Annotated in this window: 27 protein-coding genes; 23 read left to right on the top strand and 4 right to left on the bottom strand. The window is 69.7% G+C overall.

Going from position 1 to position 23,762, the window contains the following annotated elements:
* Positions 1 to 74: 74 nt before the first annotated feature.
* The 3 genes from H4W30_RS29565 (at position 75) to H4W30_RS29555 (ending at position 3,404) form a co-directional block, all read left to right on the top strand.
* Complete coding sequence (locus H4W30_RS29565; protein WP_192746860.1) at positions 75 to 758, top strand: response regulator transcription factor; 684 nt, start codon at positions 75 to 77, stop codon at positions 756 to 758.
* Positions 755 to 1,780, top strand: coding sequence for a HAMP domain-containing sensor histidine kinase (locus tag H4W30_RS29560; protein ID WP_192745793.1), 1,026 nt, complete (start codon positions 755 to 757; stop codon positions 1,778 to 1,780). Before H4W30_RS29565 ends, H4W30_RS29560 begins: the two co-directional genes overlap by 4 nt.
* 70 nt (positions 1,781 to 1,850) lie before the next feature.
* Positions 1,851 to 3,404, top strand: a complete 1,554-nt coding sequence (locus tag H4W30_RS29555; RefSeq protein ID WP_192745792.1) for a DUF4153 domain-containing protein — start codon at positions 1,851 to 1,853, stop codon at positions 3,402 to 3,404.
* Positions 3,405 to 3,578: 174 nt separating this feature from the next.
* On the opposite strand, the gene H4W30_RS29550 is transcribed toward H4W30_RS29555, so the two are convergent.
* Positions 3,579 to 3,944, bottom strand: coding sequence for an SSI family serine proteinase inhibitor (locus H4W30_RS29550; protein WP_126729507.1), 366 nt, complete (start codon positions 3,942 to 3,944; stop codon positions 3,579 to 3,581).
* Positions 3,945 to 4,003: 59 nt separating this feature from the next.
* Positions 4,004 to 5,626, bottom strand: a complete 1,623-nt coding sequence (locus H4W30_RS29545; RefSeq protein ID WP_192745791.1) for a PucR family transcriptional regulator — start codon at positions 5,624 to 5,626, stop codon at positions 4,004 to 4,006.
* Between the two features lie 144 nt (positions 5,627 to 5,770).
* Between H4W30_RS29545 and H4W30_RS29540 the strand changes: the two genes are divergently transcribed.
* On the top strand, positions 5,771 to 7,267 hold the full coding sequence (locus H4W30_RS29540) for a CoA-acylating methylmalonate-semialdehyde dehydrogenase (RefSeq protein WP_126729505.1): 1,497 nt from the start codon (positions 5,771 to 5,773) through the stop codon (positions 7,265 to 7,267).
* A 242-nt stretch (positions 7,268 to 7,509) separates the two neighbouring features.
* On the opposite strand, the gene H4W30_RS29535 is transcribed toward H4W30_RS29540, so the two are convergent.
* The gene (locus tag H4W30_RS29535) at positions 7,510 to 8,700 is read right to left on the bottom strand and encodes a lipase family protein (RefSeq protein WP_318780688.1); all 1,191 of its coding nucleotides are present in this window, start codon (positions 8,698 to 8,700) and stop codon (positions 7,510 to 7,512) included.
* Positions 8,701 to 8,945: 245 nt separating this feature from the next.
* Between H4W30_RS29535 and H4W30_RS29530 the strand changes: the two genes are divergently transcribed.
* The 13 genes from H4W30_RS29530 (at position 8,946) to H4W30_RS29470 (ending at position 19,067) form a co-directional block, all read left to right on the top strand.
* Positions 8,946 to 9,554 (top strand): DUF1707 SHOCT-like domain-containing protein, encoded by a 609-nt coding sequence (locus H4W30_RS29530; RefSeq protein WP_192745789.1) that lies wholly within the window; start codon positions 8,946 to 8,948, stop codon positions 9,552 to 9,554.
* Between the two features lie 81 nt (positions 9,555 to 9,635).
* Complete coding sequence (gene hrcA / locus H4W30_RS29525) at positions 9,636 to 10,661, top strand: heat-inducible transcriptional repressor HrcA (RefSeq protein WP_192745788.1); 1,026 nt, start codon at positions 9,636 to 9,638, stop codon at positions 10,659 to 10,661.
* Positions 10,662 to 10,703: 42 nt separating this feature from the next.
* Positions 10,704 to 11,867 carry a molecular chaperone DnaJ gene (gene dnaJ, locus H4W30_RS29520; protein WP_192745787.1) on the top strand — a complete coding sequence of 388 codons (1,164 nt, stop codon included), beginning with the start codon at positions 10,704 to 10,706 and terminating at the stop codon, positions 11,865 to 11,867.
* A gap of 3 nt (positions 11,868 to 11,870) precedes the next feature.
* Positions 11,871 to 12,623, top strand: coding sequence for a 16S rRNA (uracil(1498)-N(3))-methyltransferase (locus H4W30_RS29515; protein WP_192745786.1), 753 nt, complete (start codon positions 11,871 to 11,873; stop codon positions 12,621 to 12,623).
* Positions 12,624 to 13,060: 437 nt separating this feature from the next.
* The gene (locus tag H4W30_RS29510; RefSeq protein ID WP_192745785.1) at positions 13,061 to 13,411 is read left to right on the top strand and encodes a histidine triad nucleotide-binding protein; all 351 of its coding nucleotides are present in this window, start codon (positions 13,061 to 13,063) and stop codon (positions 13,409 to 13,411) included.
* Positions 13,412 to 13,525: 114 nt separating this feature from the next.
* The gene (locus tag H4W30_RS29505) at positions 13,526 to 14,611 is read left to right on the top strand and encodes a PhoH family protein (RefSeq protein WP_192745784.1); all 1,086 of its coding nucleotides are present in this window, start codon (positions 13,526 to 13,528) and stop codon (positions 14,609 to 14,611) included.
* On the top strand, positions 14,608 to 15,162 hold the full coding sequence (gene ybeY / locus H4W30_RS29500; protein WP_126729494.1) for an rRNA maturation RNase YbeY: 555 nt from the start codon (positions 14,608 to 14,610) through the stop codon (positions 15,160 to 15,162). Before H4W30_RS29505 ends, ybeY begins: the two co-directional genes overlap by 4 nt.
* Positions 15,163 to 15,173: 11 nt before the next feature.
* A complete protein-coding gene (locus tag H4W30_RS29495) occupies positions 15,174 to 16,526 on the top strand; it encodes a hemolysin family protein (protein ID WP_192745783.1) in 1,353 nt (450 codons plus the stop codon).
* A complete protein-coding gene (locus H4W30_RS29490) occupies positions 16,519 to 16,845 on the top strand; it encodes a cytidine deaminase (protein WP_192745782.1) in 327 nt (108 codons plus the stop codon). Before H4W30_RS29495 ends, H4W30_RS29490 begins: the two co-directional genes overlap by 8 nt.
* Positions 16,845 to 17,744 (top strand): GTPase Era, encoded by a 900-nt coding sequence (gene era / locus H4W30_RS29485; protein WP_016332464.1) that lies wholly within the window; start codon positions 16,845 to 16,847, stop codon positions 17,742 to 17,744. The genes H4W30_RS29490 and era overlap by 1 nt, the downstream gene beginning before the upstream one ends.
* 156 nt (positions 17,745 to 17,900) lie before the next feature.
* Positions 17,901 to 18,242 carry a CD225/dispanin family protein gene (locus H4W30_RS29480; RefSeq protein ID WP_126729489.1) on the top strand — a complete coding sequence of 114 codons (342 nt, stop codon included), beginning with the start codon at positions 17,901 to 17,903 and terminating at the stop codon, positions 18,240 to 18,242.
* A gap of 25 nt (positions 18,243 to 18,267) precedes the next feature.
* Complete coding sequence (locus H4W30_RS29475; RefSeq protein ID WP_126729487.1) at positions 18,268 to 18,618, top strand: CD225/dispanin family protein; 351 nt, start codon at positions 18,268 to 18,270, stop codon at positions 18,616 to 18,618.
* Positions 18,615 to 19,067 (top strand): DUF2752 domain-containing protein, encoded by a 453-nt coding sequence (locus H4W30_RS29470; RefSeq protein ID WP_126729486.1) that lies wholly within the window; start codon positions 18,615 to 18,617, stop codon positions 19,065 to 19,067. The genes H4W30_RS29475 and H4W30_RS29470 overlap by 4 nt, the downstream gene beginning before the upstream one ends.
* A 204-nt stretch (positions 19,068 to 19,271) precedes the next feature.
* Here the strand turns inward: H4W30_RS29470 and H4W30_RS44315 are convergent, their stop codons facing one another.
* On the bottom strand, positions 19,272 to 19,820 hold the full coding sequence (locus H4W30_RS44315) for a hypothetical protein (protein WP_192746946.1): 549 nt from the start codon (positions 19,818 to 19,820) through the stop codon (positions 19,272 to 19,274).
* Positions 19,821 to 19,868: 48 nt separating this feature from the next.
* Between H4W30_RS44315 and H4W30_RS44310 the strand changes: the two genes are divergently transcribed.
* From H4W30_RS44310 to H4W30_RS29435, 6 genes are read left to right on the top strand one after another with little or no spacing between them, the layout of a single operon-like run.
* The gene (locus tag H4W30_RS44310) at positions 19,869 to 20,624 is read left to right on the top strand and encodes an RDD family protein (protein ID WP_318780687.1); all 756 of its coding nucleotides are present in this window, start codon (positions 19,869 to 19,871) and stop codon (positions 20,622 to 20,624) included.
* Between the two features lie 54 nt (positions 20,625 to 20,678).
* Positions 20,679 to 21,149: a CD225/dispanin family protein gene (locus tag H4W30_RS29455; protein WP_192745781.1), complete on the top strand. Its 471-nt coding sequence runs from the start codon at positions 20,679 to 20,681 to the stop codon at positions 21,147 to 21,149.
* A 38-nt stretch (positions 21,150 to 21,187) separates the two neighbouring features.
* On the top strand, positions 21,188 to 21,628 hold the full coding sequence (locus H4W30_RS29450; RefSeq protein WP_125694554.1) for a CD225/dispanin family protein: 441 nt from the start codon (positions 21,188 to 21,190) through the stop codon (positions 21,626 to 21,628).
* Between the two features lie 55 nt (positions 21,629 to 21,683).
* Positions 21,684 to 22,445 (top strand): DNA repair protein RecO, encoded by a 762-nt coding sequence (gene recO, locus H4W30_RS29445; RefSeq protein WP_125676128.1) that lies wholly within the window; start codon positions 21,684 to 21,686, stop codon positions 22,443 to 22,445.
* A gap of 39 nt (positions 22,446 to 22,484) precedes the next feature.
* Positions 22,485 to 23,306: an isoprenyl transferase gene (locus H4W30_RS29440; protein ID WP_192745780.1), complete on the top strand. Its 822-nt coding sequence runs from the start codon at positions 22,485 to 22,487 to the stop codon at positions 23,304 to 23,306.
* Positions 23,303 to 23,725: a hypothetical protein gene (locus H4W30_RS29435; protein ID WP_005158775.1), complete on the top strand. Its 423-nt coding sequence runs from the start codon at positions 23,303 to 23,305 to the stop codon at positions 23,723 to 23,725. The genes H4W30_RS29440 and H4W30_RS29435 overlap by 4 nt, the downstream gene beginning before the upstream one ends.
* Positions 23,726 to 23,762 lie beyond the last annotated feature (37 nt).

The following is a 23,762-nucleotide window of genomic DNA, read 5'->3' as shown; positions in this document are numbered from 1 at the left end:
ATCTCCACAGCTCACCCGGATGGTCTCCACGGCCGGTGCTTACAGTCATCCCCATGGAACTGGGAGGACGCCGGGTGCTGGTCGTCGAGGACGACGTGACCATCGCGGAGAGCATCGCCGCGCGGCTGCGGGCCGAGGGGTTCACCGTGGACCTGGCGCACGACGGCCCCTCCGGCGTCGAGACCGACGCCGAACGCGAGCCGGACCTGGTCGTGCTCGACGTGATGCTGCCGGGGTTCGACGGGCTCGAGGTCTGCCGCCGGATCCAGGCCCGCCGCCCGGTCCCGGTGCTCATGCTGACCGCCCGGTCGGACGAGACGGACATGCTGATCGGCCTCGGCGTCGGCGCCGACGACTACCTCACCAAACCGTTCTCCATGCGGGTGCTCTCGGCACGGGTGCACGCGCTGCTGCGCCGGGTCGAACGATCGGCCAGGGCCGACGTGAGCGACGCCGGCACGAAGATCGTCCTCGGTGATCTCGAAATCGACGTCGAGCAGCGGCGGGTCACGCGCGCCGGCAACCAGGCGCAGCTGACGCCGATCGAGTTCGACCTCCTCGTCCACTTCGCGAAACGCCCGAGGGCGGTGCAGCCGAGGGAACGCTTGCTGAGCGAGGTCTGGGACTGGGACGTCGCGGGCACCGGCTCGGGCACCCGCGCGGTCGACAGCCACATCAAGGCGCTGCGCCGCAAACTGGGCGCGGACCTCATCCGCACCGTGCACGGCGTCGGCTACGCCCTGGAGGTGGGATCGTGAAGCTCCGCCCGCTGCTCGGCCGGATCGTCGACGCCCTCCCGAGACCACTCGACCCGGTCCGTTCCATCAAGCTCAAGCTCGCGATCCTGCTGGTGTCCTCGGGCGGTATCGCGTTCGCCTTCTTCAACTGGCAGATCGGCTGGCTCCCGCCGCGGACCACGATCGCCGCGATGGTGCTCGCCGTGGTGACCTCGCAGATCCTGGCGCACGGGATGACCAGGCCGCTGCGCGAGATGACCGCCGCCGCCCGCGCGATGGCCAAGGGCGACTACACCCGGCGGGTCCGGGCGACCGCCCGCGACGAGGTCGGGGAGCTGTCGCACGCCTTCAACCAGATGGCCGCCGACCTGGACGCCTCGGACCAGCGGCGCCGCGAGCTGATCGCGAACGTCTCCCACGAACTCCGCACGCCGATCACCGCGCTGAACGGGGTGCTGGAGAACCTCGTCGACGGCGTCGCCAAACCCGATCCGGCGACGTTGAAGACCGCGCTGCAGCAGACCGAGCGGCTCGGCAGGCTGGTCTCGGAACTGCTCGATCTCTCGCGGATCGACGCGGGCGCGTTCCCCTTGCAGCTGGAGGAGTTCGATCTCGAACTGCTGCTGGAGGAGGTCGCCGCCGAAGCGGGGGCCACCGGTCGCGGCGTGCGCTTCTCCGTCGACGTCCAGCCGCCCGGCGCGACGGCCGTCGCCGATCGCGGCCGGCTCTACCAGGTCGTGGTCAACCTGCTCGACAACGCCGTCCGGCACGGCCCGGCCGGGGGAGAGGTCCGGGTGCGGGCGGAGGCCCGCGAGGCCGACGTCGTCATCGAGGTCGAAGACGAGGGCCCCGGGATCCCGCCGGGGGAGCGGGACAGCGTGTTCGAGCGGTTCACCCGCGGCGAGCGGGCGGGCGGCGGGGGCACCGGTCTCGGGCTCGCGATCGCGCGGTGGGTGGTCGACCTCCACGACGGCAGCATCGCGGTCGTCACGCCCGAGCACCGGCCGGGCTGTGTCATCCGCGTCGTGATCCCCGTTCCGTAGTTCCCTGCCGCGCGTTTCCGGCGGCTCCACACACACTGCGAAATGTGCTTTCGCAAACTGGAGGATTGGAATGAGCGAAGACCAGGAAGACCGGCAGGCGCACGCGTCGCCGCCCTCGGTGACCGCCACGTTGCCGCCCGCGCCACCGATCCCGGTGCTGATGCGCCCCCGCGTACCGCCGAAATCGGCGATCGTCCCGTTGCCCGGCTCCGTCCTGCCCGCGGCGGTCGCGGCCGGACTGATCGCCGCCGTCGCCATGCCGGACGAGCCCGGAGCCGGCTGGTTCGTGGCCGGGCTCGCCTTCGCGGTGGCCGTCTACTTCGCCGACAAACGCGCCCGCGGCGACGCCGAACCGCATTTCCGCCTGGTCAACGCGGTCTGGGCGGCGGCCGCGCTCGGCTTGCTCGCCGTCGGCATGTTCCGTGCGTCGGTGTGGCTGAACGTGCTGTGCGTACTGGCCGCCCTCGTCGCCGGATCCCTCGCCGTGGTCGGGAAACGCACCGTGAACACGATCGTCTACGACGTCTTCGCGGTCCCCATCGAAGCGCTGCTTTCGATCCCGTGGATCGGACGCGGGCTCGCGAAGCTCGGCAAGAAACAGGAAGGCCGCGCGAGGCCGAGGTTCCTCGTGCCGGTGCTGGCCAGCGCCTTGCTGCTGCTGGTGTTCGTGCCGCTCCTGCGTGGGGCGGACGCCGCGTTCGCGAACGTCGTCGACGCGGTGATCCCCGAGCTGAACCCGGGGAGCTTCGTGCGCTGGGGGTTCTTCTTCGTCGTGGCCGCGTTCGCCGTCACCGGGGCGTGTTACCTGCTGGCGGCGCCTCCGCTGCCCGCTGCCGACGACGCGCCGCGCAAACGGCTCAAGCACCGGCTCGAATGGACGTTGCCGCTCGGTGTGCTGGTGGCGCTGTTCACGAGCTTCGTCGTGGTCCGCCTGGTCGTGTTGTTCGGCGGCACCGAATACGTCCTGGCCACGAGCGGGCTGACCGCGGCCGAATACGCCAGGAGCGGGTTCTGGCAGCTCTCCGCCAGCACCGTGCTGACCCTGCTGCTGGTCGCCGCCGCGCTCCGGTGGGCGCCGAAGTCGTCGGTGGCCGACCGCGCCTGGCAGCGCGGGCTGCTCGGCGCGTTGAGCGTGCTCAGCCTGGTGCTGGTGGCCTCGGCGTTGAGTCGCATGTGGACATACCAGCAGGCGTACGGGTTCACCGTGCTGCGGTTGCTGGTCGAGGTGTGCGAACTCTGGATCGGCCTGATCTTCGTGCTGGTGCTCGTGTCCCTGATCCCGCTGCGGTCGGCGTGGCTGCCGCGCGCGGCCATCGGAGCCGCCGTCGCGGCGCTGCTCGGACTGGCCGTCCTCGATCCGGAACGGTTCATCGCCGACCGCAACATCGACCGGCTCGCGCACGGCAAGACGCTCGACACCCGTTACCTGTCCGGGTTTTCCGCCGACGTCGTGCCGTCGGTGGACCGGCTCCCGGAGCCGCTGCGGTCCTGTGTGCTCAGGCCGGTCGTGCGGGGAATTCCGGAAGATGATTGGCGCGATTGGAACCTGAGCCGGTCCCTCGCGCGTCAGACCCCTGTCGCCGCGGAGGGCGGGGCCGGGTGCCGGTACCCGGCCCGTCCTTGAGTCGTGACACCACGGCCTTGATCGCCCTCGTGGGGGTGAGGGCGATCAAGGCCGCGGTGAACGGTGCCGCCGGGCCACCGAGGGGGAGGCCCGGCGCGGCTGTGTTGCGAAAGCCACTTTCGCAACCTTCAACGTTGCGAAAGTGGCTTTCGCAACTCCCGCCGGGGCTTCCGGTCAGAAGGTGAAGACGCCGGCCGACTCGGCGTCGGCGACACAGCGGTTGGCGTACGAGGTCCGGTAGGTGACCGGTTCACCGCGCCATTTGCCGACCGCGGAGACGTCCACCGGGGCGTACTCGAGGGTGCAGGCCCGCGGTTCCGGGCGGAGCCTGTCGAATTCTCCGTCCACTTCGGACAGTTTGGCGCAGGCGTTCCCGCGCCCGGGGTGGGAGCCTCCGGTGGGCCCGCAGGTGAGCGAGACGGTGCCGACCCGGCCCCTGGTGTCGTGGCTGGTCAGCTGGAACGTGGATTCGGCGGGGGGCGCCGGGGCCATACAGGCCAGCGCGAGCACGCAGGCGCCGATCGGTTCGAAGAAAGCCATATCAACCCTATCGGCTGACGTGACCCGGTCACTGTGTTCCACGCTCGGGTGAGATTTGCTCACTCGGACGTGTGGTTGTCGGCTTTTCGAATATCGTGCGCGAGCAAAGCGACATAAAGCGAGAGCATCGACTCCGGATCTTCGAGCCGCACCCCGAGGACCTGCTCGATCCTGGCCAGCTGCTGGTAGTAGGCGGTGCGGGAGGTGTGCGCGGCGGCGGCCGCCGCGGACTTGTTGCCGCCGTGCTCGCAGTAATGCCTCAACGCCTGGACGAGTCTGCTGCCCTGCGCGGCGTCCCGGCTCAGCAGCGGGCCGAGCTCCCGCGCGGCGAACGCGGTGATCCGTTCGTCGCCCGCCAGCAGGTGCAGCAGCCCGCGCAACCGGACGTCGTCGAGCCGGTGGACCACCCGTTCGACGTTCTCGGCGAGCGCCGCGGCGGCCACCTGCGCGGCTTCGACGAGCGTCCGGCGCGCGTCGGCGGGTCCGCCACCAGTGGTCCCGACCGCGACCACGGCGGGCGCGCCGGCGCGGGCCTCGTGGACGTCGTTCGCCAGCCGCTTCAGTACCGCGTCGACCCCGGCCTCGGGCGAGAGCGCGATCAGCGCGCGCACCTGGGTGTCGTCGGTGGCCACCAGCGCGGACACCTTGGCGTGCCGCGCGGCGAGCACGGTCGCCTCGGCGAGTTCCCGCAGTAGCACCGGAGTGGACTGCGCGGTCTTGGCGGTCACGGTGATCCGGGGTCGCACGGCGACCCCGACAAGCAGCCGTCCCGTCAGCGGGACACCCAGCGCGGAGGCCCGCGCGGTCAGTTCGGCGGGCGGTACCGGGTTCGCCAGCAGCTCGGTCAGGATCGCGCGGTGCGCCTGGCGTTCGAGGGAGTCGGTGTCCTTGGCGACCAGCCGGTGCACCGCGAGCGCGGACGCGGCGCGTTCGGCGACCACGACGTGCCGGTGCGGCGGCGGCTCCCCGCAGACGACGACCAGCCGCCCCCAGTCGTGCCCGCGCGCGCCGACCACGGTGATCAGCCAGCCCGCGCCCGCGTGGTAGCCGGTCCGCTCGCCGACCTGCACCGGCCGCGACCGGGACGGCCAGCCGGGCAGCAGTTCGCCGGGGTCGGTTCCAGCCGTGTCGTAGGCGAGGACCTCGTGCGACAGCGTCTCCAGCACGACCGGATGTTCGGTGAGCCGGGCGACCTCGCGCAGGATGTCCCCCGGTTCGGCGCCGGCGACGGTCAGCGCGGTGAAGGTCTCGTGGACCCGTTCCGCCGCGCGGAGTTCGTCGACCTGGGCGTCGACGATCAGCCCGTTCACCGCCTCGGTGACCGACACGAAACGCGTCTCGCGCGAAAGGGTGATCAGCGGGACACCGTGCCGGTCCGCGGCGTCGACCAGCTCGGACGGCAGTTTCTCGCTCCAATGGCGCACCAGTTCGACCACGACCCCGGCGACCCCGACGCCGGCCAGATCCGCGACGTACCGGGCGAGCGCGGCGCCGTCGTCGGGCAGCGCGACCCCGGTGGTGAGCACGAGTTCCCCGCCCCGCAGCAACGGGGCGATGTCCGCGACCTCGGCGACGTGCGCCCAGCGGACCGGCGCGTCCAGCCCCGCCGCCCCCGCCACCACATGGGGCCTGCCCTGACGCAGCACCGGCAGCGCGAGCACTTCGGCGACGGTCGGGTACATCGGCCTCCCACCCGGTTCGGCAACGCTGGAGACAGACTGTACGGCCGGGACCGGGAGTCCGTACACGTTGCCGATGGCGTCGGTGTGGCGCGCGCGCCCAGACTCGACCGGGAGCAGGCACCGGCGATCAGGAGGGCGGAACCCGTGACCGACCGCATCACCCATTGGATAGACGGCAAACCGTGCGAAGGCGTGAGCGAACGATCCGGGGACGTGTTCGATCCGGCCACCGGCCGGGTGCGGGCGAAGGTCGCCTTCGCGGCGCAGGACGACGTCGACGCCGCCGTCGCGGCCGCTTCCCGGGCGCTGCCGGGCTGGCGCGGGACGTCGCTGGCCGGGCGGACGCGGGTGCTGTTCGCCTTCCGTGAGCTGCTTTCGGCGCGGCGCCACGAGCTGGCGAAGATCGTCACCAGCGAACATGGCAAGGTCGAGTCCGACGCGGCGGGCGAAGTCGCGCGCGCGATCGAGAACGTCGAGTACGCCTGCGGTGCCGCGCAGCTGCTCAAGGGCGGGTTCAGCGAGAACGCCTCCACCGGTGTCGACGTCTACTCGATCTCGCAGCCGCTGGGCGTGGTCGGGGTGATCTCGCCGTTCAACTTCCCGGCGATGGTCCCGCTGTGGTTCGTGCCGAACGCGCTCGCCTGCGGCAACACCGTCGTGCTCAAGCCGAGCGAGAAGGACCCGTCCGCGGCCGTGTTCATCGCGGAACTGTTCGCCGAGGCCGGCCTGCCCGACGGCGTCCTCAACGTCCTGCACGGCGACAAGGTGGCCGTCGACGGGCTGCTGGAACACCGCGACGTCAAGGCGATCTCGTTCGTCGGCTCGACGCCGATCGCGAAGTACGTCTACGAAACCGGGACCAGGCACGGGAAACGCGTGCAGGCGCTCGGCGGCGCGAAGAACCACATGGTCGTCCTCCCGGACGCGGACCTCGACCTCGCCGCCGACGCGGCCGTCTCGGCGGGCTTCGGCTCGGCGGGGGAGCGGTGCATGGCGGTGTCGGTCGTGGTCGCGGTCGACCCGGTCGGCGACGAACTGGTCGCGAAGATCGCCGAGCGGATCAAGCGGCTCCGCGTCGGCGACGGCATGCGGCCCACCTCGGAGATGGGCCCGCTCGTCACCGCCGCCCACCACGAACGCGTCGAGTCCTACGTCGGGGCGGGGGTCGACGCGGGCGCCCGGCTCGTCGTCGACGGCCGCGGCGTCGAGGTCGACGGTGAGGACGGCGGGTTCTGGCTCGGCCCGACGCTGTTCGACCATGTCACGCCGGAGATGTCGATCTACACCGACGAGATCTTCGGGCCGGTGCTGGCGGTCGCGCGGGCCGAGGGGTACGACGCGGCGCTGGAGCTGATCAACGGCAACCCCTACGGCAACGGCACCGCGATCTTCACCAACGACGGCCGGGCCGCGCGGCGGTTCCAGAACGAGGTCGAGGTCGGGATGGTCGGCGTGAACGTGCCGATCCCGGTGCCGGTGGGCTACTACTCGTTCGGCGGGTGGAAGGACTCGCTGTTCGGGGACAGCCACGCCTATGGGCCGGAAGGGTTCCACTTCTTCACGCGGACGAAGGTCGTCACGTCGCGGTGGCCGGACCCCTCGCAGGGCGGGGTGAACCTCGGGTTCCCGCGCAACAGCTGACGACAGCGCCTCGTGAGTGGCGAGGACGGTTAGAACCGTCCTTGCCACTCACGAGAACCCGAGGCGCTCGGTACCGTCGGGTGCTGGGGCTTGGCCGGGGGTCCGTGGCCAGGCCTGGTGATCATGTCGCGAAAGCCACTTTCGAGACGTCTGACGTCCCGAAAGTGGCTTTCGCGACACCGGCTCCAGCCCCCAGACCCAAACGGCGGCCGGAAGCCAGTAGGTACCTAAGTCACCCTCGGCTAGAACCGGCCGCAGTTGCCGCTGCCCGCCTGCCCGTTGAACGCGCTCTTCAGCCACTCGGTGGCATCGGTGGACGCGGTCGTCATGCCCAGCGCGTGGGACAAGAATGGCGTGAAGGTCGTCAAGTCCTTCCACTGCACATTGGCGCCCTTACCGCACCAGTCCTTCGCCATCTGCTTGCCGACGGCGGCCGGGATGACGTCGTCCAGCGGGCTGTGTTCGACCATGACCGGCATGGCGGGTTTGATCGTGCCGATCCGGTTCTCCGCCACGATCGCGTCGAACGGCGGCTGGGAAAGGTAGGCGGAGACCGGCTTGCCCTCCTTCGTCAGCGAGCTGGTCTGCTTGTACATGAACTGGAGGACGGCGTTCAGGGTGCAGGTCTGCCGGGCCTTCAGGAACAGGTCGGCCCCGGCCGGGTTGGCCAGGTCCAGCAGCCTGGCCTCGGGGTAGGCCTGGTTGATCCCGATCAGGGCGTAACCGAGGAACCCGGCGTACATCCCGCCGTCGAGCGACTTCGACAGCACCGCTTTGTCCGCGGGCGGCGCACCGGAGTAGACGCCCTTGATGTCCAGCTCGGGTGCGTAGGTGGCGGCCAGTTCGGCGGCGGCCGCGGCGGCACTGCCGCCCTCGGAGTAACCGGCGATACCGACCGGGCCTCCGGCGGGCAGTCCCGTTCCCGGCAGCCGCTGCGCGGCGCGGACGACGTCGAGCACGGTGTGCGCCTCGGACAGCCGGACGACGTACGGGTGGTCGCCGCTGCCCTCCACCCAAGGTCCGATGTAGTCGGTCTGCGCCACGGCGAATCCGGCGCCGAGCAACGCGTTGACGAATCCACCCTGGAAACCGGAGATCAGGTCCGAGGCGCCCTCTCCCGCGAGGGTTTTCGAGGGAGCGCAGTCCGGACCCATGCCGAAGGTGAAGGGCGCGTAGGCCACGATCGGCCGTTCGCCGGGACCGTTCCACGGTTTGTCCGGCACCAGAACGGTGCCGCTCACCGCGACCTGTTTGTTCTTGTTGTCCCGGGAAAGGTATTGGATCCGGGTCGCCTTCGCGCCGTTGTAGGTCGAGGGCTGCGACTTGACCACGTCACCGTTTTCGCCGGCGGGAAGTGGTGAAGAGGAGGTGTACACCGAATTCGTGTCCGCGCCCGCGACCGTCGTTCCCGCGGCGACCAAGGTCGCGGTCACGATGGCGATGAAAGCATGGCGAAGGAAGGAAGTCATCACTGCGCTCCACACTGAGTCGGATTGTGCGGCCGGTGGAAGAATGTCTAGATGGAAGCGTTTCCGTGCCCGCACGGTCAATCTCGGAAAAGGGTTTTGTCATCTCCGGCAGTGCGGCGGAATCGAATTGGCTCATGGCGGTCATGGCTTTCCGCCCGATCGCCGGGAATCGCCGGAGCGAGCGCGGATCCGGGGTTAGCATCGCCGTCATGTCGGAACCGAAGCGGTCGGCGATGCGGGTGGCCGATTCCGATCGCGAAAACATCGCGCGAGTGCTGTACGAAGCCATGGGGGCCGGACGGATCACCGCCGGTGAACTGGAAACGAGGCTGGACGCCGTCTACGCGGCCAAGACCTTCGCGGAATTCGAGCCCGTGGTCGCCGATCTCGCTTCCGGCGGCGCACTCGCCCTGTCCCATCCCGGAGACGGCGAGCAAGGTGGACGGCGTTCGTTCGCCGTCATGTCCGCCACCACGCGGCGGTTCGACGGGCCGCTGCCGCCGCGCCACGTCACCCGCGCGTTCTGGGGCAGCGTGCGCCTCGATCTGCGGCACGCCCGGATCGCCGACGGATCCTGCGTGATCAGGGCGGTGGCGGTCATGGGCGGCGTCAGGATCGTCGTGCCGGAGGACTTCGCCCTCGACGTCCGGGGCATCGGCCTGATGGGCGGATTCGGCAGCGGCCGCGGGACGGGGCGACTGCGCCCGACGCCGGGCGCACCGGTTCTGCGCGTCACGGGTTTCGCCTGGTGGGGGTCGGTGAAAGTGATCCGGAAGCCCGCGGAGCCGCGACGGCGCTCTCATCGCGGGCGGGGCTGACGGCCGCAAAGAAGTCCGGTGGCTCGCCGGGCACTCCACCTTCCGTAAACTCGTTGTGAGGACGAGCCGAGGGAGGTGCGGGTGGCCAACGCGGAAGAACGCCGATTCGAAGTGCTGCGCGCGATCGTCGCCGATTACGTCTCCAACCAGGAGCCCGTCGGGTCCAAGGCGATCGTCGACAGACACAACCTCGGGGTGTCCAGCGCCACGGTGCGCAACGACATGGCGGCGCTGGAGGAAGAGGGCTACATCACACAGCCCCACACCAGCGCGGGCCGGATACCCACCGACAAGGGATACCGCCTGTTCGTCGACCGGATCGCCGAGGTCAAACCGCTCAGCGCGGCCGAACGCCGGGCCATCACGGCCTTCCTCGACAGCGGCACCGACGTCGACGACGTCCTGCGCCGGTCGGTACGGCTGCTCGCGCAGCTGACCAGGCAGGTCGCGGTCATCCAGTACCCGATGATGACCAACTCCACCGTCCGCCACCTCGAAGTGGTGCCGCTCACCCCCGCGCGGCTGATGCTGGTGCTGATCACCGATTCCGGCCGCGTCGACCAGCGCACCGTCGACCTCGGGGACGTCATCACCGAGGAGAACGTCGGCAGGCTGCGCACGGTGCTCAACGGGGCGCTGGCGGGCCGTCGTCTCGCCGACGCCGCGGCGTCGGTCGCCGAACTGCCCGAGAAGTCGCCGGGCGAGCTGCGCGACAGCCTCACCCGCGTCTGTACCGTGCTGGTGGAATCGCTGGTCGAACACCCCGAAGAGCGGCTGGTGCTCGGCGGCACGGCCAACCTCACCCGCAACGTCTCGGACTTCCCCGGATCGCTGCGGCAGGTGCTGGAGGCGCTCGAGGAGCAGGTCATCGTGCTCAAGCTGCTGGCGGCCGCGCGCAACCCCGGTGCGATCAGCGTGCGCATCGGTGAGGAAAATGAGGACGAGCAGATGCGCAGCACCTCGGTGGTGTCCATCGGCTACGGGATGGACGACATGCTGCTGGGCGGTATGGGCGTCGTCGGGCCGACCAGGATGGACTACCCGAACACCATCGCCGCGGTGCGCGCGGTGGCGAACTACGTGGGGCAGATCCTCTCCGGCCGCTGAACGCGGCGTTGAGGTCGAAGTCAGAAGGAGAAGGCGGAGACGGTGGCGAGGGACTATTACGGCATTCTCGGGGTTGCGAAGAACGCGACGGATCAGGAGATCAAGCGCGCGTACCGCAAACTGGCCCGTGAACTGCACCCCGACGTCAACCCGTCGGAAGACGCTCAGCACCGCTTCGGCGAGGTGACCACCGCGTACGAGGTGCTGTCCGACCCGCAGAAGCGCAAGGTCGTCGACCTCGGCGGCGACCCGATGGACGGCGGCGCCCGCGGCGGCGGCGGTGACCCGTTCTCGGGCTTCGGCGGTCTCGGCGACATCATGGACGCCTTCTTCGGCGCCGCCGGAGGTGGCGGCGGCTGCGGCCGTGGCCCGCGCAGCCGTGTGCAGCCCGGCTCCGACGCGCTCATCCGCCTCGGCCTCACCCTCGAGGAATGCGCCACCGGTGTCGACCGCGAGATCACCGTCGACACCGCCATCGTCTGCGACCTGTGCCGCGGCGCCGGCGCGGCCGAAGGCACCGGCACCAAGACCTGCGACACCTGCGGCGGCGCGGGCGAGGTCCAGTCCGTGCAGCGGTCCTTCCTCGGCCAGGTCGTCACGGCCCGTCCCTGCCCGGTCTGCCGCGGCTTCGGCGAGGTCATCCCCGACCCCTGCCGCCAGTGCGGCGGCGACGGCCGGGTCCGCGCCCGCCGCAACGTCACCGCCAAGATCCCGCCGGGCGTCGGCGACGGTATGCGCATCCGCCTCTCCGGCCAGGGCGAGGTCGGCCCCGGCGGCGGCCCCGCGGGCGACCTGTACGTCGAGATCGACGAGGCGCCCCACGAGGTGTTCGTCCGGCAGGGCAACGACCTGCACTGCAACTTCCGCATCCCGATGACCACCGCCGCGCTCGGCGCCACGGTGCCCATCGAGACGCTCATCGACGGCGACTACGAGCTCGACATCGAGCCGGGCACCCAGCCCGCCACCGAACTCGTGCTCACCGCCAAGGGCATGCCGCGGCTGCGGTCCTCCGGCCGCGTCGACGGCCGCGGCGACCTGCACGTCCACATCGACGTCGTCGTGCCGACCAAACTCGACGACGCCCAGCGCGACCTCCTCGTCGAACTCGCCCAGCAGCGCGGCGAGGACGTGCCTTCGCTCGCCTCGAACGGCTCGAAGCCCGGCGGGCTGTTCTCCAAGCTGCGCACCAAGAACCACCGGTAACCCGTGCCAGAGACGACACTGCCGGTCTTCCTCACCGCCGCGCTGCCCGGCTCCGGGCGCACCACGCTCGACGGTGAGGAAGCCCGGCACGCCGCCACCGTCCGCCGCCTGCGCGTGGGCGAACGTCTCGTGCTTTCGGACGGCGAAGGCGGCATGGCGCGCTGCGTCGTCGAAGCCGTCCAGGCGGGCCGCGACGCGGCGCTCACCCTCACCATCGAGGAACACTGGACCGAGGAACCGCCCGCACTACGCGTCATCGTCGTTCAGGCGCTCGCGAAGGGTGACCGCGGCGAACTCGCCGTCGAGCTCGCCACCGAAGCCGGCGCCGACGCCATCGTCCCCTGGCGCGCCGCGCGCAGTGTCGCCCGCTGGGAAGAAGGAACCCGCGGCGACAAAGCCCTCACCCGCTGGCGCACCACCGCCCGCGCCGCCGCCAAACAGGCCCGCCGCGCCCACGTCCCCGAAGTCGCCGAACCCGTCACCACCCGGGAACTCGCCGAACTCGCCCAGACCGTTTCCCGCGCACTCGTCCTCGAATCCGGCATCACCACCCGCCTCACCGAGATCGAGCTCCCGGCACAGGGCGACATCCTCCTCGTCGTCGGCCCCGAAGGCGGCATCACCGACGAAGAACTGAGCACCCTCACCGACGCCGGCGCGACCGCCATTCGGTTGGGCCCCACCGTTTTGCGCACCTCCACCGCCGCCGCCGTGGCCCTCGGGGCGCTAGGGGTTCTCACAGAACGCTGGAAGTGAAAAAACACCCCACCAATTTGCGGCGAGTTATGGCGCGATCACGCAAACAGCCGTTACTCTCGTTAACTGACGCGCAACACACGGTTTCGGCGCGCCACTGGGGATGAAGCCCGGTCGCGCGCGTGAATCCCCGCCGGGCACCTCCCCCCTCGGTCCGGCGGAGCCGCGGCGGCGGTGGGCCGACCCCCAGGGTCCACCGCGCCGCGGCATCTTCATTTCCGGCCTTCGCTCCTTGCCACACCCCGAAATCCGCGCCGCGGCGCGGATTTCGCGTGTTGGTCCGGGGCGAGCCCCTGGCCCCACGGCGCGATCGGCGGGCGGCGCAGCAGAGCAAAGCGTGCGTGGTCTTCGGTACCGGCGGCACTTTCGCGTGTGGCGAAGCGTGTCGTCCATCCGCGCACGCGGGTGCGGCGCGGGGGTGGGGATAGGGTGGGGGGATGAGTGACGCGGAGACGTTGTTCGAGCGGATCATCGCGGGCGAGATCCCGTCCGAGAAGGTGTACGAGGACGAGACGACGTATGCGTTCCGGGACATAGCGCCGCAGGCTCGGGTGCATGTGCTCGTGGTGCCGAAGAAGCGGTACCGCAATCTGGCCGAGCTGGCCGCGGGTGACCCGCGACTCCTCGCCGACGTGGCCTCGACGGCCCGGAAGGTCGCGGAGATCGAGGGGATCGCCGAGTCCGGGTACCGGGTGGTGTTCAACACCGACGGTGACGCCGGGCAGACCGTCTTCCACGTGCACGCGCACGTGCTCGGCGGCGAGCAGCTGGGGCATTTCGGCCGCTGAGGCGCGCGCCCTCCGGAAACCGGACTGCGTGCCGACACCCGCAACCAGTAACATCGAACTTGTCACTGTCGTTGAAAATCGCAGCGTAAGCGCAGGAAGTAGGCCCGAGGCCACGTGGCCGGAACCGTACCGGGTGAAGCCGCCCGACCCGACGTTCCCGCGGACGTCATCCCGACGAAGGCCGACGAGGCCGCGATCACCGAGGCGGCCCAGTCCCGATTCCCCATCCCCGACGCCGCCGCGCTCAGCCTGCTCGGCTCCAGGGACGAAAACCTCCGCGTCGCCGAGGAACTCCTCGCCGCCGACGTCCACGTCCGGGGCAACGAGGTCACCCTGACCGGTGCCCCCGCCGACGTCGCCTTCGCGGAGCGTGTCTTCGCCGAACTCGTGACGCTCGCCGGCCGCGGCCAGCAGGTCGACCCGGCCACCGTCCGCCGCACCGTCGGCATGCTCTCCACCGGTGACCACGAGTCACCGGCCGAAGTGCTGAGCATGAACATCATCTCCCGGCGCGGCAAGACGATCCGGCCCAAGACGCTCAACCAGAAGCGTTACGTCGACGCCATCGACAAGCACACGATCGTCTTCGGCATTGGCCCCGCCGGTACCGGCAAGACGTATCTCGCCATGGCGAAGGCCGTCCAGGCACTGCAGGCCAAGCAGGTCACGCGCATCGTGCTGACCCGCCCGGCGGTCGAAGCCGGTGAGCGCCTCGGCTACCTGCCGGGCACGCTCAACGAGAAGATCGACCCGTACCTGCGCCCGCTCTACGACGCGCTGCACGACATGGTCGAGCCCGAGTCGATCCCGCGGCTGATGCAGGCGGGCACCATCGAGATCGCGCCGCTGGCGTACATGCGCGGCCGCACCCTCAACGACGCCTTCATCATCCTCGACGAGGCGCAGAACACCACGCCGGAACAGATGAAGATGTTCCTCACCCGGCTCGGGTTCGGCGCCAAGATCGTCGTCACCGGCGACGTCACGCAGGTCGACCTCCCCAACGGCCAGAAGAGCGGCCTCCGGGTGGTCCGCGACATCCTCGAAGGTGTCGAGGACCTGCACTTCGCCCAGCTCACCAGCCAGGACGTGGTGCGGCACAAGCTCGTCGGCGACATCGTCGACGCGTACGAGAAGTGGCAGGCGCTGCAGGACAGCCAGGACAAGGGCAACGGCTGGAAAGGGCAGCGTCGTTCATGAGCATCGAGATCGCCAATGAATCGGGCGTGAACGTCGACGAGACCTCCATCGTGTCGGCCGCCCGGTTCGCGCTCGACAAGATGGAGGTCAGCCCGCTCGCCGAGCTGTCCATCCTGCTCGTCACCCTCGAGGTGATGGAGGACCTGCACGAGCGGTGGATGGACCTGCCCGGTCCCACCGACGTGATGGCCTTCCCGATGGACGAGCTCGACTCGTCACGCCGCCCCGACGCGCCGGACGCCTCGCCCGCGCTGCTCGGTGACATCGTGCTGTGCCCGGCGTTCGCGAAGGACCAGGCCAAGACGGCCGGCCACTCGCTGATGGACGAGCTGCACTTGCTCACCACGCACGGCGTGCTGCACCTGCTCGGCTACGACCACGCCGAACCGGCCGAGGAACGCGAGATGTTCGGCCTGCAGAAGCGGATCCTCGGCGAGTTCCAGGCGGCCGTGGCCGCGCTCAACAAGCGTGACGCGCAGCGCTCCGCGGACGACAGGCTCCTCGGTACCGCCGGCCTCGACGCCGTGCCCGCCGACGAACCCCCGGCCTAGGCGGCGCCGGAATGGGTAGTCCCGCGGCCCTGCTGATCATCGCCATCGCGCTGATCCTGCTCGCCGGGGTGTTCGCGGCCGCCGACGCGGCGGTCAGCACGGTCTCGAAGGCCCGCGCCGACGGTCTCGTCCGGCTCGGCAGGCCCGGCGCGCGCCAGCTTTCCCTGGTCATCGCCGAACGCCGCCGCCACATCAACCTGATCCTGTTGCTGCGGATGACCTGCGAGCTGACCGCCACCGTGCTGGTCACCGTCGACGTCCTCGGCTGGGTCCAGCCGCTGTGGCTCGCCGTCGTCGTCGCCGCGGGCGTGATGGTCGTGGTCAGCTACGTGATCATCGGGGTCGGCCCGCGCACCCTCGGCCGCCAGCACCCGTACCGGATCGGCCTGGTCGTCGCGGGCCCCGTCCGCGTCCTCGGGTCGATCCTCGGCCCGCTCAGCAGGCTGCTGATCGTCCTCGGTAACGCCATCACCCCCGGCCGCGGTTTCCGCGAAGGCCCGTTCACCTCCGAAGTCGAACTGCGGGAGCTGGTCGACCTCGCCCAGGAACGCGGCGTCGTCGAGGAATCCGAACGCGAGATGATCCACTCGGTGTTCGAGCTCGGTGACACCGTCGCCCGCGAGGTCATGGTGCCGCGCACGGAGATCGTCTGGATCGAGCACGACAAGACCGTGCGCCAGGCCCTCGCCCTGGCCCTGCGGACCGGGTTCACCCGGCTGCCGGTGATCGGCGACTCCGTCGACGACGTGGTGGGCGTGGTCAACATCAAGGACCTCATGCCCGCGTACATGGCCGAGGGCGGCTCGCAGCGCCAGGTCCAGGAGCTGATGAACCCGGCGAGCTTCGTGCCGGACTCCAAACGGCTCGACGACCTCCTCAAGGAGATGCAGGTCTCGCACAACCACATGGCGATCGCCGTCGACGAGTACGGCGGCACCGCCGGCCTGCTCACCATCGAGGACATCCTCGAAGAGATCGTCGGCGAGATCACCGACGAATCCGACGCCGACGAACGCCCCGAGGTCGAAGAACTCGAAAACGGCGCGGTCCGCGTGTCGTCCCGGCTCTCGATCGACGACCTGGGCGAACTGTTCGGGATCGACCTCGAAGACCACGACGTGGAGACCGTGGGCGGGCTGCTCGCCGAGCGACTGGGTAGGGTCCCGCTGCCGGGGGCCGAAGCCGAGGTCGCCGGACTTCGGCTGTTCGCCGAAGGCGGTAAGGACCGGCGCGGGCGGATGCGGATCACCACGGTGGTCGTCCACCCCGCCGACGCGGACGCGGTGACCGACCCCGCCCAGGGCAGGCGCCGGACCCGGGTCCCGCAGCCCGATGAAAGTGACAGGAGTGTCGAACATGCCTGAGCTGGACGCCGAGGACCAGAAGCTGGTGACCCTGGCCAGGTCCGCGCGAGCCCGCACCCAGGCCGCCGAAGGCGCCGCGCTCCGCGACACCGACGGCCGGACCTACGCGGCGAGCACGGTCGACCAGCCGTCGTTCAAGCTGACCGCGCTGCAGGCCGCCGTCGCCGCCGCCGTTTCGAGTGGAGCCGAAGGAATCGAGGCCGCCGTCGTGGTCAGCGGGGACGCCCTCCTGAACGGCGCCTCGCTCCAGGCGGTGCGGGACATCGCCGAAGACGCCCCGGTCTATCTCGCGGATCCCAGTGGCAAGGTGCTGAGCTGATGGCCGAGCCGCATCGCTCCGGATTCGCCTGCTTCGTCGGACGGCCCAACGCGGGCAAGTCGACGCTGACCAACGCGCTCGTCGGCAGCAAGGTGGCGATCACCTCCAGCAAACCGCAGACCACCCGCCACGCCATCCGCGGCATCGTCCACCGCGACGACGCCCAGCTGGTGATCATCGACACACCGGGGCTGCACCGGCCGCGGACCCTGCTCGGCGAGCGGCTCAACGACATCGTCCACTCGACCTGGTCCGAAGTGGACGTTGTCGGGCTTTGCGTGCCCGCCAACGAAAAAGTCGGTCCCGGTGACCGGTTCATCGCCGCCGAACTCAAGAAGATCGCCAAGCGCACCCCGGTGATCGGCGTCGTCACCAAAACGGATCTCGTGAAACCCGAGCAGGTCGCCGAGCAGCTGCTCGCCCTGCAGGAGGTCATGGAGTTCGCCGAGCTGATCCCGGTGTCCGCTGTGGACGGTTTCCAGGTCGGCGCGCTCTCGGATCTGCTGGTGCGGCACCTCCCCGAAGGCCCGCAGCTGTATCCGGGCGGCGAACTCACCGACGAACCCGAGCAGACCCTGGTCGCCGAGCTGATCCGCGAGGCGGCGCTGGAGGGTGTGCGCGACGAGCTTCCGCATTCGATCGCGGTCACCGTCGAGGAAATGCTGCCCCACGAGGGCAGGGACGACATGATCGACGTGCACGCGTTCCTCTATGTGGAACGACCGAGCCAGAAGGGCATCATCCTCGGGCACAAGGGTGAGCGCCTCAAGGACGTCGGCGCCCGCGCCCGGCAGCAGATCGAGGGGCTCCTCGGCTCGAAGGTCTACCTCGACCTGCACATCAAGGTCGCCAAAGAGTGGCAGCGCGACCCCCGTCAGTTGCGACGGCTGGGCTTCTGACTGAACGGAATGTCTCGATTCGGTCGCGGAGACCGGTTGATGGTGTGGAACCGGACGGGTGACCTTAGAGTCTCAACCCTTGACTCCGGTGATCGCTGATCGGGCGGCGCGCCCGGGTCGTAGTTCTGCATATCATTCGTGAAGGGAAAGCGGTAAATGACCGACAACCAGGGCCTGCCCAACTACTCCGGCGACCCTCAGGGCGGTGGAGGCTTCAACAACCCCGGCCCGCCGCCCAACAACAACCTGGTGTGGGCGATCCTCACCACGATCCTGTGCTGCCTGCCCTTCGGTATCGTCGCCATCGTCAAGGCGAACCAGGTGAACACCCTCTGGGCGCAGGGGCAGCCCGCCGCGGCGCAGGAAGCGGCCGACGCGGCCAAGAAGTGGTCGATCATCGCGGCCATCGTCGGTGCCGTGATCGCCGTTCTGTACGTCATCCTCGTCGTCGTGCTCGGTGTCTTCGCGACCTCGGTCGACGTGAACACCTACCGCTGATCGAGGCGATCGAGGGGGAGACCTCATGACCGACCAGTACCCGAACTACCCGCCTCCGGGCGGGCCACCGCCGCAGCAGCCGTACTACGGCGGCGTGCCGAACTACGGCCCGCCGCCGGACAACAACCTGGTGTGGGCCATTCTCTGCACGGTGTTGTGCTGCTTGCCGCTGGGTATCGTGGCGATCGTGAAGTCGAGCCAGGTGCAGACGTTGTGGTCGCAGGGCTTCCACGCCGAAGCCCAGAAGGCCGCCGACGACGCGAAGAAGTGGGCCATGTGGGGAGCGATCTCCACCGGCGTGCTCTTCCTGCTGTACATCATCTTCATCGTGGTGATGGTCATCATCGGCGCGTCGGCGGGAAGCTTCACGCCGTGACGTCGTCCGTCTACACGGGATTCCCGGCGCGCGGGTTCAAGGCGAAGGCCCGCGCGCTGGGGCCACCCCTGGCCATCGCCGCCGGCGCGGGGCTCGGCTGCGTCGTCCTCTGGCTGGGTGATCCCACCACTCCGGGCGGGCCGCTTCCGGTCTGTCCCACCAAGACCCTGCTGGGCATCGCCTGTCCGGGCTGTGGCGGCATGCGCATGGTCTACAGCGCGCTGCACGGGGACATCCCCGCCGCGCTGCACTACAACGCGGTGTCCTTTGTGGTCCTTCTGCTGCTCGTCTGGAGCACCGTCGCCTGGGCGGTCGGAAGGCTTCGGGGCCGCGCGGTGAACAGCTGGCTGCACTGGCGCTGGACGCCGCTCGCGTTCGGTGTCGTGTTCGTCGTCTGGTTCGTCATCCGTAACCTGCCTTTCGCCCCGTTCACCTCGCTCTACGTGTGAGTGCCGGGCCGAGGCCCGGATCGTCGGTGGTACCGAGTACGCTCCCGCGCACCGGTCTGCTCGGTGTGTACCCATGCCGTACATTCAGCCCGGGTCGCCGCAACCAGCGAGGGGATTTCGATGACCACTCCCTACGGCCAGCAGCCGCCGGGACAGCAGCCGCCGCCCGGATCCGGGCCCCCGCCGGGGGACGGGCAGCCGCAGTCACCGCAGGCGCAGCAGCCGTTCGGACAGCCGTCGGGAGAGCAGCCCTCGCCGTTCGGGCAGCAGCCTCAGCAAGGTGGCCAGCCTTCGCCCTTCGGGCAACAGCCGCAGCAGCCGCAGCAGGGTGACCAGTCTTCGCCGTTCGGGCAACAGCCGCAGCAGCCGCAGCAGGGTGACCAGTCTTCGCCGTTCGGGCAGCAGGCGCCGGGCGAACAGGCTTCGCCATTTGGGCAGCAGCCGCAGCAGGGTGACCAGTCTTCGCCGTTCGGGCAGCAGGCATCGGGCGAACAGGCTTCGCCGTTCGGGCAACAGCCGCAGCAGAGTGGCCAGTCTTCGCCGTTTGGGCAGCAGGCGCCGGGCGAACCGGCTTCGCCCTTCGGGCAACAGCAGCAGTCCCCGTTCGGCCAGCAGCCGGGCCAGCCGTTCGGCGCGCAGCCGCAGTCGCCGTTCGGCCAGCAGCCGGGGCAGCCGTCCCCGTTCGGGCAGCAGGGCCAGCCCTCGCCGTTCGGCCAGGCCGCCCAGTTCGGCCCGCAGACCGACTACGCCCACTGGGGCCTGCGCGCGGGCGCGACGCTCATCGACTTCGGCCCCATCGTCGTGCTGCCGATCATCGGCGCGATCATCTCGGCGGCGGGGCCCGAAACGCTCGGTCTGCTCATCGCCGGTCTCGGTTACCTCGCAGGCTTCGCTTGGACCGTCTACAACCGGTGGATCAGGATGGGCACCACCGGCCAGTCGCTCGGCAAGAAGATCCTGAAGATCAAGCTCGTCCGCGAGAGCGATGGGCAGCCGATCGGCCCGCTGATGGCCTTCGTCCGCGACCTGTGCCACAACCTCGACGGCTGGGTCTGCGGTCTCGGTTACCTCTGGCCGCTGTGGGACGAGAAGAACCAGACGTTCGCCGACAAGATCCTCAGCACCGTCGTCGTGCCGGGTGAGGCCGACGCCGCGCCCGCGTCGGCGCCGTTCGGCCAGTCGCCGGGATTCCCCGCGCCGCCGCAGCCGGCTTCGTCGTCGTTCCCCGCGCCGCCCTCGCCGTTCGGTCAGCATCCGCAGCAGCAGCCGTTCGGCGCGCCCCAGCAGTCCCAGCAGCCCCAGGCGTTCGGGCAGCAGCCGTCCCAGCCGTTCGGGCAGCAGACGCCGGGAACCGCGGCGCCGTCCGCGGAGTCCGAGCCTGGACCGGCCCTGGGCGAGGCCGAGCCGACGCAGGTCCTCCGCCCGGGACAGCAACCTCAGCAGGCGCCGTCCGGGTTCGACGAAGCCGAGCCGACGCAGAAGATCACCCCGGAGCAGCTGAGGCAGCAGTTGCCCGGAGCGGATGGGCCGAACGGGCCCGGAACACCGCAGAAGTAAGGAACGACCGGCGGGATCCACCCGTCGGGAAGCACGACACAAGTGGGGAACCCGATGACGAACCCGTACGGCCAGCAGCCCGGCCCCGGCCAGCAGCCCTATGGCCAGCAGCCTCAGCCCGGATACGGACCCCCGTCCGGCGCCACGCCCGCGCCGTACGGCCAGCCTTCCGGCCCGAACCCGATGCCGTACGGCCAGCCGGCACCGTACGGCCAGCCCTCGCCGTACGGTCAGCCCGCGCCCTACGGCGCCCCTGGCGGGATGCCCGGTGGCGGCGGTGACATCAACTCGATCCCGGACTACAAGGGCTGGGCGATCGGCTGCATCTTCCTCTGCTGGATCATCGCGATCTTCGCGATCATGAAGTCCAACGAGGTCAACACCTACAAGATGCAGGGCAACTACGCCGCCGCCATGGACGCGTCGAAGTCGACGAAGACCATGTGCATGATCGCCTCGATCATCGGCGGGGTCGGCTGCCTGTTCTCCATTCTCTGGATCGTCCTGGTCGCCGCGAGCATCTAGCCCGACCCGAAGCCGAAAGAACAACGAGGACCACTTTCATGACCAACCCCTACGGCCAGCAGCAGCCCTATGGACAGCAGCAGCCTGGCTATGGGCCGCCTTCCGGTGGCATGCCCGCTCCTTACGGGCAGCCCGCTCCGTACGGCCAGCCTTCCCCCTACGGCGCTCCGGGCGGTATGCCGGGCGGCGGTGGCGACATCAACGCCATCAAGGACTACAAGGGCTGGGCGATCGGCTGCATCTTCCTCTTCTGGATCATTGCGATCTTCGCGATCATGAAGTCCAACGAGGTCAACACCTACAAGATGCAGGGCAACTACGCCGCGGCCGCGGACGCGTCGAAGTCGACGAAGACGCTTTGCCTGATCGCCACGATCATCGGTGGCGTCGGCTGCCTGCTTTCGATCGTCTGGATCATCTTCGCCGTCATCCTGGCGACGAGCGCGTCGACCTACAGCTGCTACGGCAGCTACTGCTGATTTCGTTTCCGGGGCGCACCACCCCGATGTCGGTCCCAGGTGGGACGATGTCGGGGTGGTGAACCTCTATCGCGACACCGGAGTGGTGTTGCGGACGCACAAGCTGGGTGAGGCCGACCGGATCGTCACCCTGCTCACGCGGCGGCACGGCAAAGTCCGTGCGGTCGCGAAAGGCGTGCGTCGGACGTCATCGCGCTTCGGGGCGCGGCTGGAGCCGTTCGGCCACGTCGACGTCCAGTTCTACACCGGCCGCTCCCTCGACGTGATCACCCAGGTCGAGACGGTCGACGCCTTCGCGCTGCCGCTGGTGGCCGACTACCAGCGCTACACCGCCGCGAGCGCCATCGCCGAGACGGCGGACCGGTTGTCCGCCGAAGAGGGCGAGCCGGTGCTCAAGCTCTACATGCTCGTCGTCGGAGCGCTTCGCGCGCTCGCGGGCGGGGAACGGGACAGTTCCCTCATCCTCGACGCCTTCTTCCTGCGGGCCATGGCCTACGCAGGCTGGGCGCCCGCGATCACCGAATGCGCCCGCTGCGGCCTGCCCGGGCCGCACAAGGCGTTCAGCGTGTCCGCCGGCGGCTCGATGTGCCCGGATTGCCGGGTCCCAGGCTGTGTCCACCCCTCCCCGGAGGTGCTGACGCTGCTCGCGGCGCTCCTGCACGGCGAGTGGCCGGTGGCCGAGGCTTCGCAGCCGGTGCCGCGGCGGGACGCGTCCGGCCTGGTCGCGGCCCATCTGCAGTGGCATCTGGAGCGTCAGTTGCGGTCGCTGCCGCTGGTGGAGAGGCGTGCGCGGGAGACCAGCACGCAGGCGCAGTAGGGTCGCAGGCACAGGTTCGCTCGATCAGGAGGCTCGAAGGTGCTGCGCAGGGGACGCGAGAACAAGGCGTCACAATTCGAACTTCGCGCGCCGGAGCCGCACCCGTCCGGTGCCCGGCCGCCGGAGATCCCCAAGGAACTCCTCCCGAAGCATGTGGCGCTGGTGATGGACGGCAACGGCCGCTGGGCCAACCAGCGGGGACTGCCGCGGATCGAAGGCCACAAACGCGGTGAAGCGGTGATGATCGACGTCGCCAGCGGTGCCGTGGAGCTGGGCGTCAAATGGCTGTCGGTGTACGCGTTCTCCACCGAGAACTGGAAGCGGAGCCCGGAGGAGGTCCGCTTCCTGATGGGCTTCAACCGCGACACCATCCGCCGCCAGGTCGACTACCTCGGTTCGATCGGCGTCCGCATCCGCTGGGCGGGCCGCCGTCCCAAGCTGTGGGCGAGCGTCATCAAGGAACTGCAGGTCGCCGAGGAGAAGACCAAGCACAACACGGCGCTGAACATGACCATGTGCGTCAACTACGGCGGCCGCGCCGAGCTGGGCGACGCCATGCGCCGGATCGCCCACGACGTCGCCGACGGGAAGCTGAACCCGGACAAGGTCACCGAGAAGACCATCGGGAAGTACCTGTACCAGCCCGACATGCCGGACGTGGACCTGTTCCTGCGTCCGTCGGGGGAGCAGCGCACGTCGAACTTCCTGCTCTGGCAGTCGGCCTACGCCGAGATGGTCTACCAGGACACGCTCTTCCCGGACTTCGACCGCACCCACCTGTGGCGGGCCTGCCTCGAGTTCGCGAAACGGGACCGCCGCTTCGGCGGGGCCATCGACAAGGCTTCCGAAGGGAAGGCATGACTACCGAAGCAGCCGACACGGCGGCGTTGCTGACGTCGGCACGGGAAGCCCTCGAGCGCTATCTCGAAGTCCACGTCGACGACGACGGCGCGCTGACCTTCTCGCACGCGGACGTCCCGTGCGTCATCCAGGCGACCCGGCTGGCCGAAGGCCTCACCGTGCTGAGCCTGACCTGTGTCGTCGCCTGGGACCTGCCGGACGACCCGGCGATCGCGGCCTCGGCGGCGGAACGCGCCGGACAGGGCCTGTTCGGGACGCTCGGTGTCGTGCGTTCGGAGAAGGGCATCGACATCACGCTGAGGTACGCGTTCCCGGCCGAGGGCATGGATCCCTCGCCGCTCGGAACGCTGCTCATGCTGGTCGTCTCGACGGCGTCGCAGCTGCGTTCGGACCTGCTGGGGACCGCTCCCGGGGAGTGACCGCCGGAACGCTGGGTCACCTGGCATCATCGCGCGC

The sequence above is a fragment of the Amycolatopsis roodepoortensis genome, from assembly GCF_014873915.1.
Taxonomy (GTDB): Bacteria; Actinomycetota; Actinomycetes; order Mycobacteriales; family Pseudonocardiaceae; genus Amycolatopsis; species Amycolatopsis roodepoortensis.
Note: the sequence above shows the minus strand (reverse complement) of the source record. Positions and strands in the feature narration are given on the sequence as shown.

Excerpts from the sequence above, each read along its gene's own strand:
- H4W30_RS29455 (WP_192745781.1), top strand. The coding sequence starts at position 20,679 with ATGACGAACCCGTACGGCCAGCAGCCCGGCCCCGGCCAGCAGCCCTAT.
- H4W30_RS29530 (WP_192745789.1), top strand. The coding sequence starts at position 8,946 with ATGTCGGAACCGAAGCGGTCGGCGATGCGGGTGGCCGATTCCGATCGC.
- H4W30_RS29475 (WP_126729487.1), top strand. The coding sequence starts at position 18,268 with ATGACCGACCAGTACCCGAACTACCCGCCTCCGGGCGGGCCACCGCCG.
- H4W30_RS29495 (WP_192745783.1), top strand. The coding sequence starts at position 15,174 with ATGGGTAGTCCCGCGGCCCTGCTGATCATCGCCATCGCGCTGATCCTG.
- H4W30_RS29545 (WP_192745791.1), bottom strand. The coding sequence starts at position 5,626 with ATGTACCCGACCGTCGCCGAAGTGCTCGCGCTGCCGGTGCTGCGTCAG.
- H4W30_RS29450 (WP_125694554.1), top strand. The coding sequence starts at position 21,188 with ATGACCAACCCCTACGGCCAGCAGCAGCCCTATGGACAGCAGCAGCCT.
- H4W30_RS29435 (WP_005158775.1), top strand. The coding sequence starts at position 23,303 with ATGACTACCGAAGCAGCCGACACGGCGGCGTTGCTGACGTCGGCACGG.
- H4W30_RS29550 (WP_126729507.1), bottom strand. The coding sequence starts at position 3,944 with ATGGCTTTCTTCGAACCGATCGGCGCCTGCGTGCTCGCGCTGGCCTGT.
- H4W30_RS29555 (WP_192745792.1), top strand. The coding sequence starts at position 1,851 with ATGAGCGAAGACCAGGAAGACCGGCAGGCGCACGCGTCGCCGCCCTCG.
- H4W30_RS29490 (WP_192745782.1), top strand. The coding sequence starts at position 16,519 with ATGCCTGAGCTGGACGCCGAGGACCAGAAGCTGGTGACCCTGGCCAGG.
- H4W30_RS29480 (WP_126729489.1), top strand. The coding sequence starts at position 17,901 with ATGACCGACAACCAGGGCCTGCCCAACTACTCCGGCGACCCTCAGGGC.
- era (WP_016332464.1), top strand. The coding sequence starts at position 16,845 with ATGGCCGAGCCGCATCGCTCCGGATTCGCCTGCTTCGTCGGACGGCCC.
- ybeY (WP_126729494.1), top strand. The coding sequence starts at position 14,608 with ATGAGCATCGAGATCGCCAATGAATCGGGCGTGAACGTCGACGAGACC.
- H4W30_RS29510 (WP_192745785.1), top strand. The coding sequence starts at position 13,061 with ATGAGTGACGCGGAGACGTTGTTCGAGCGGATCATCGCGGGCGAGATC.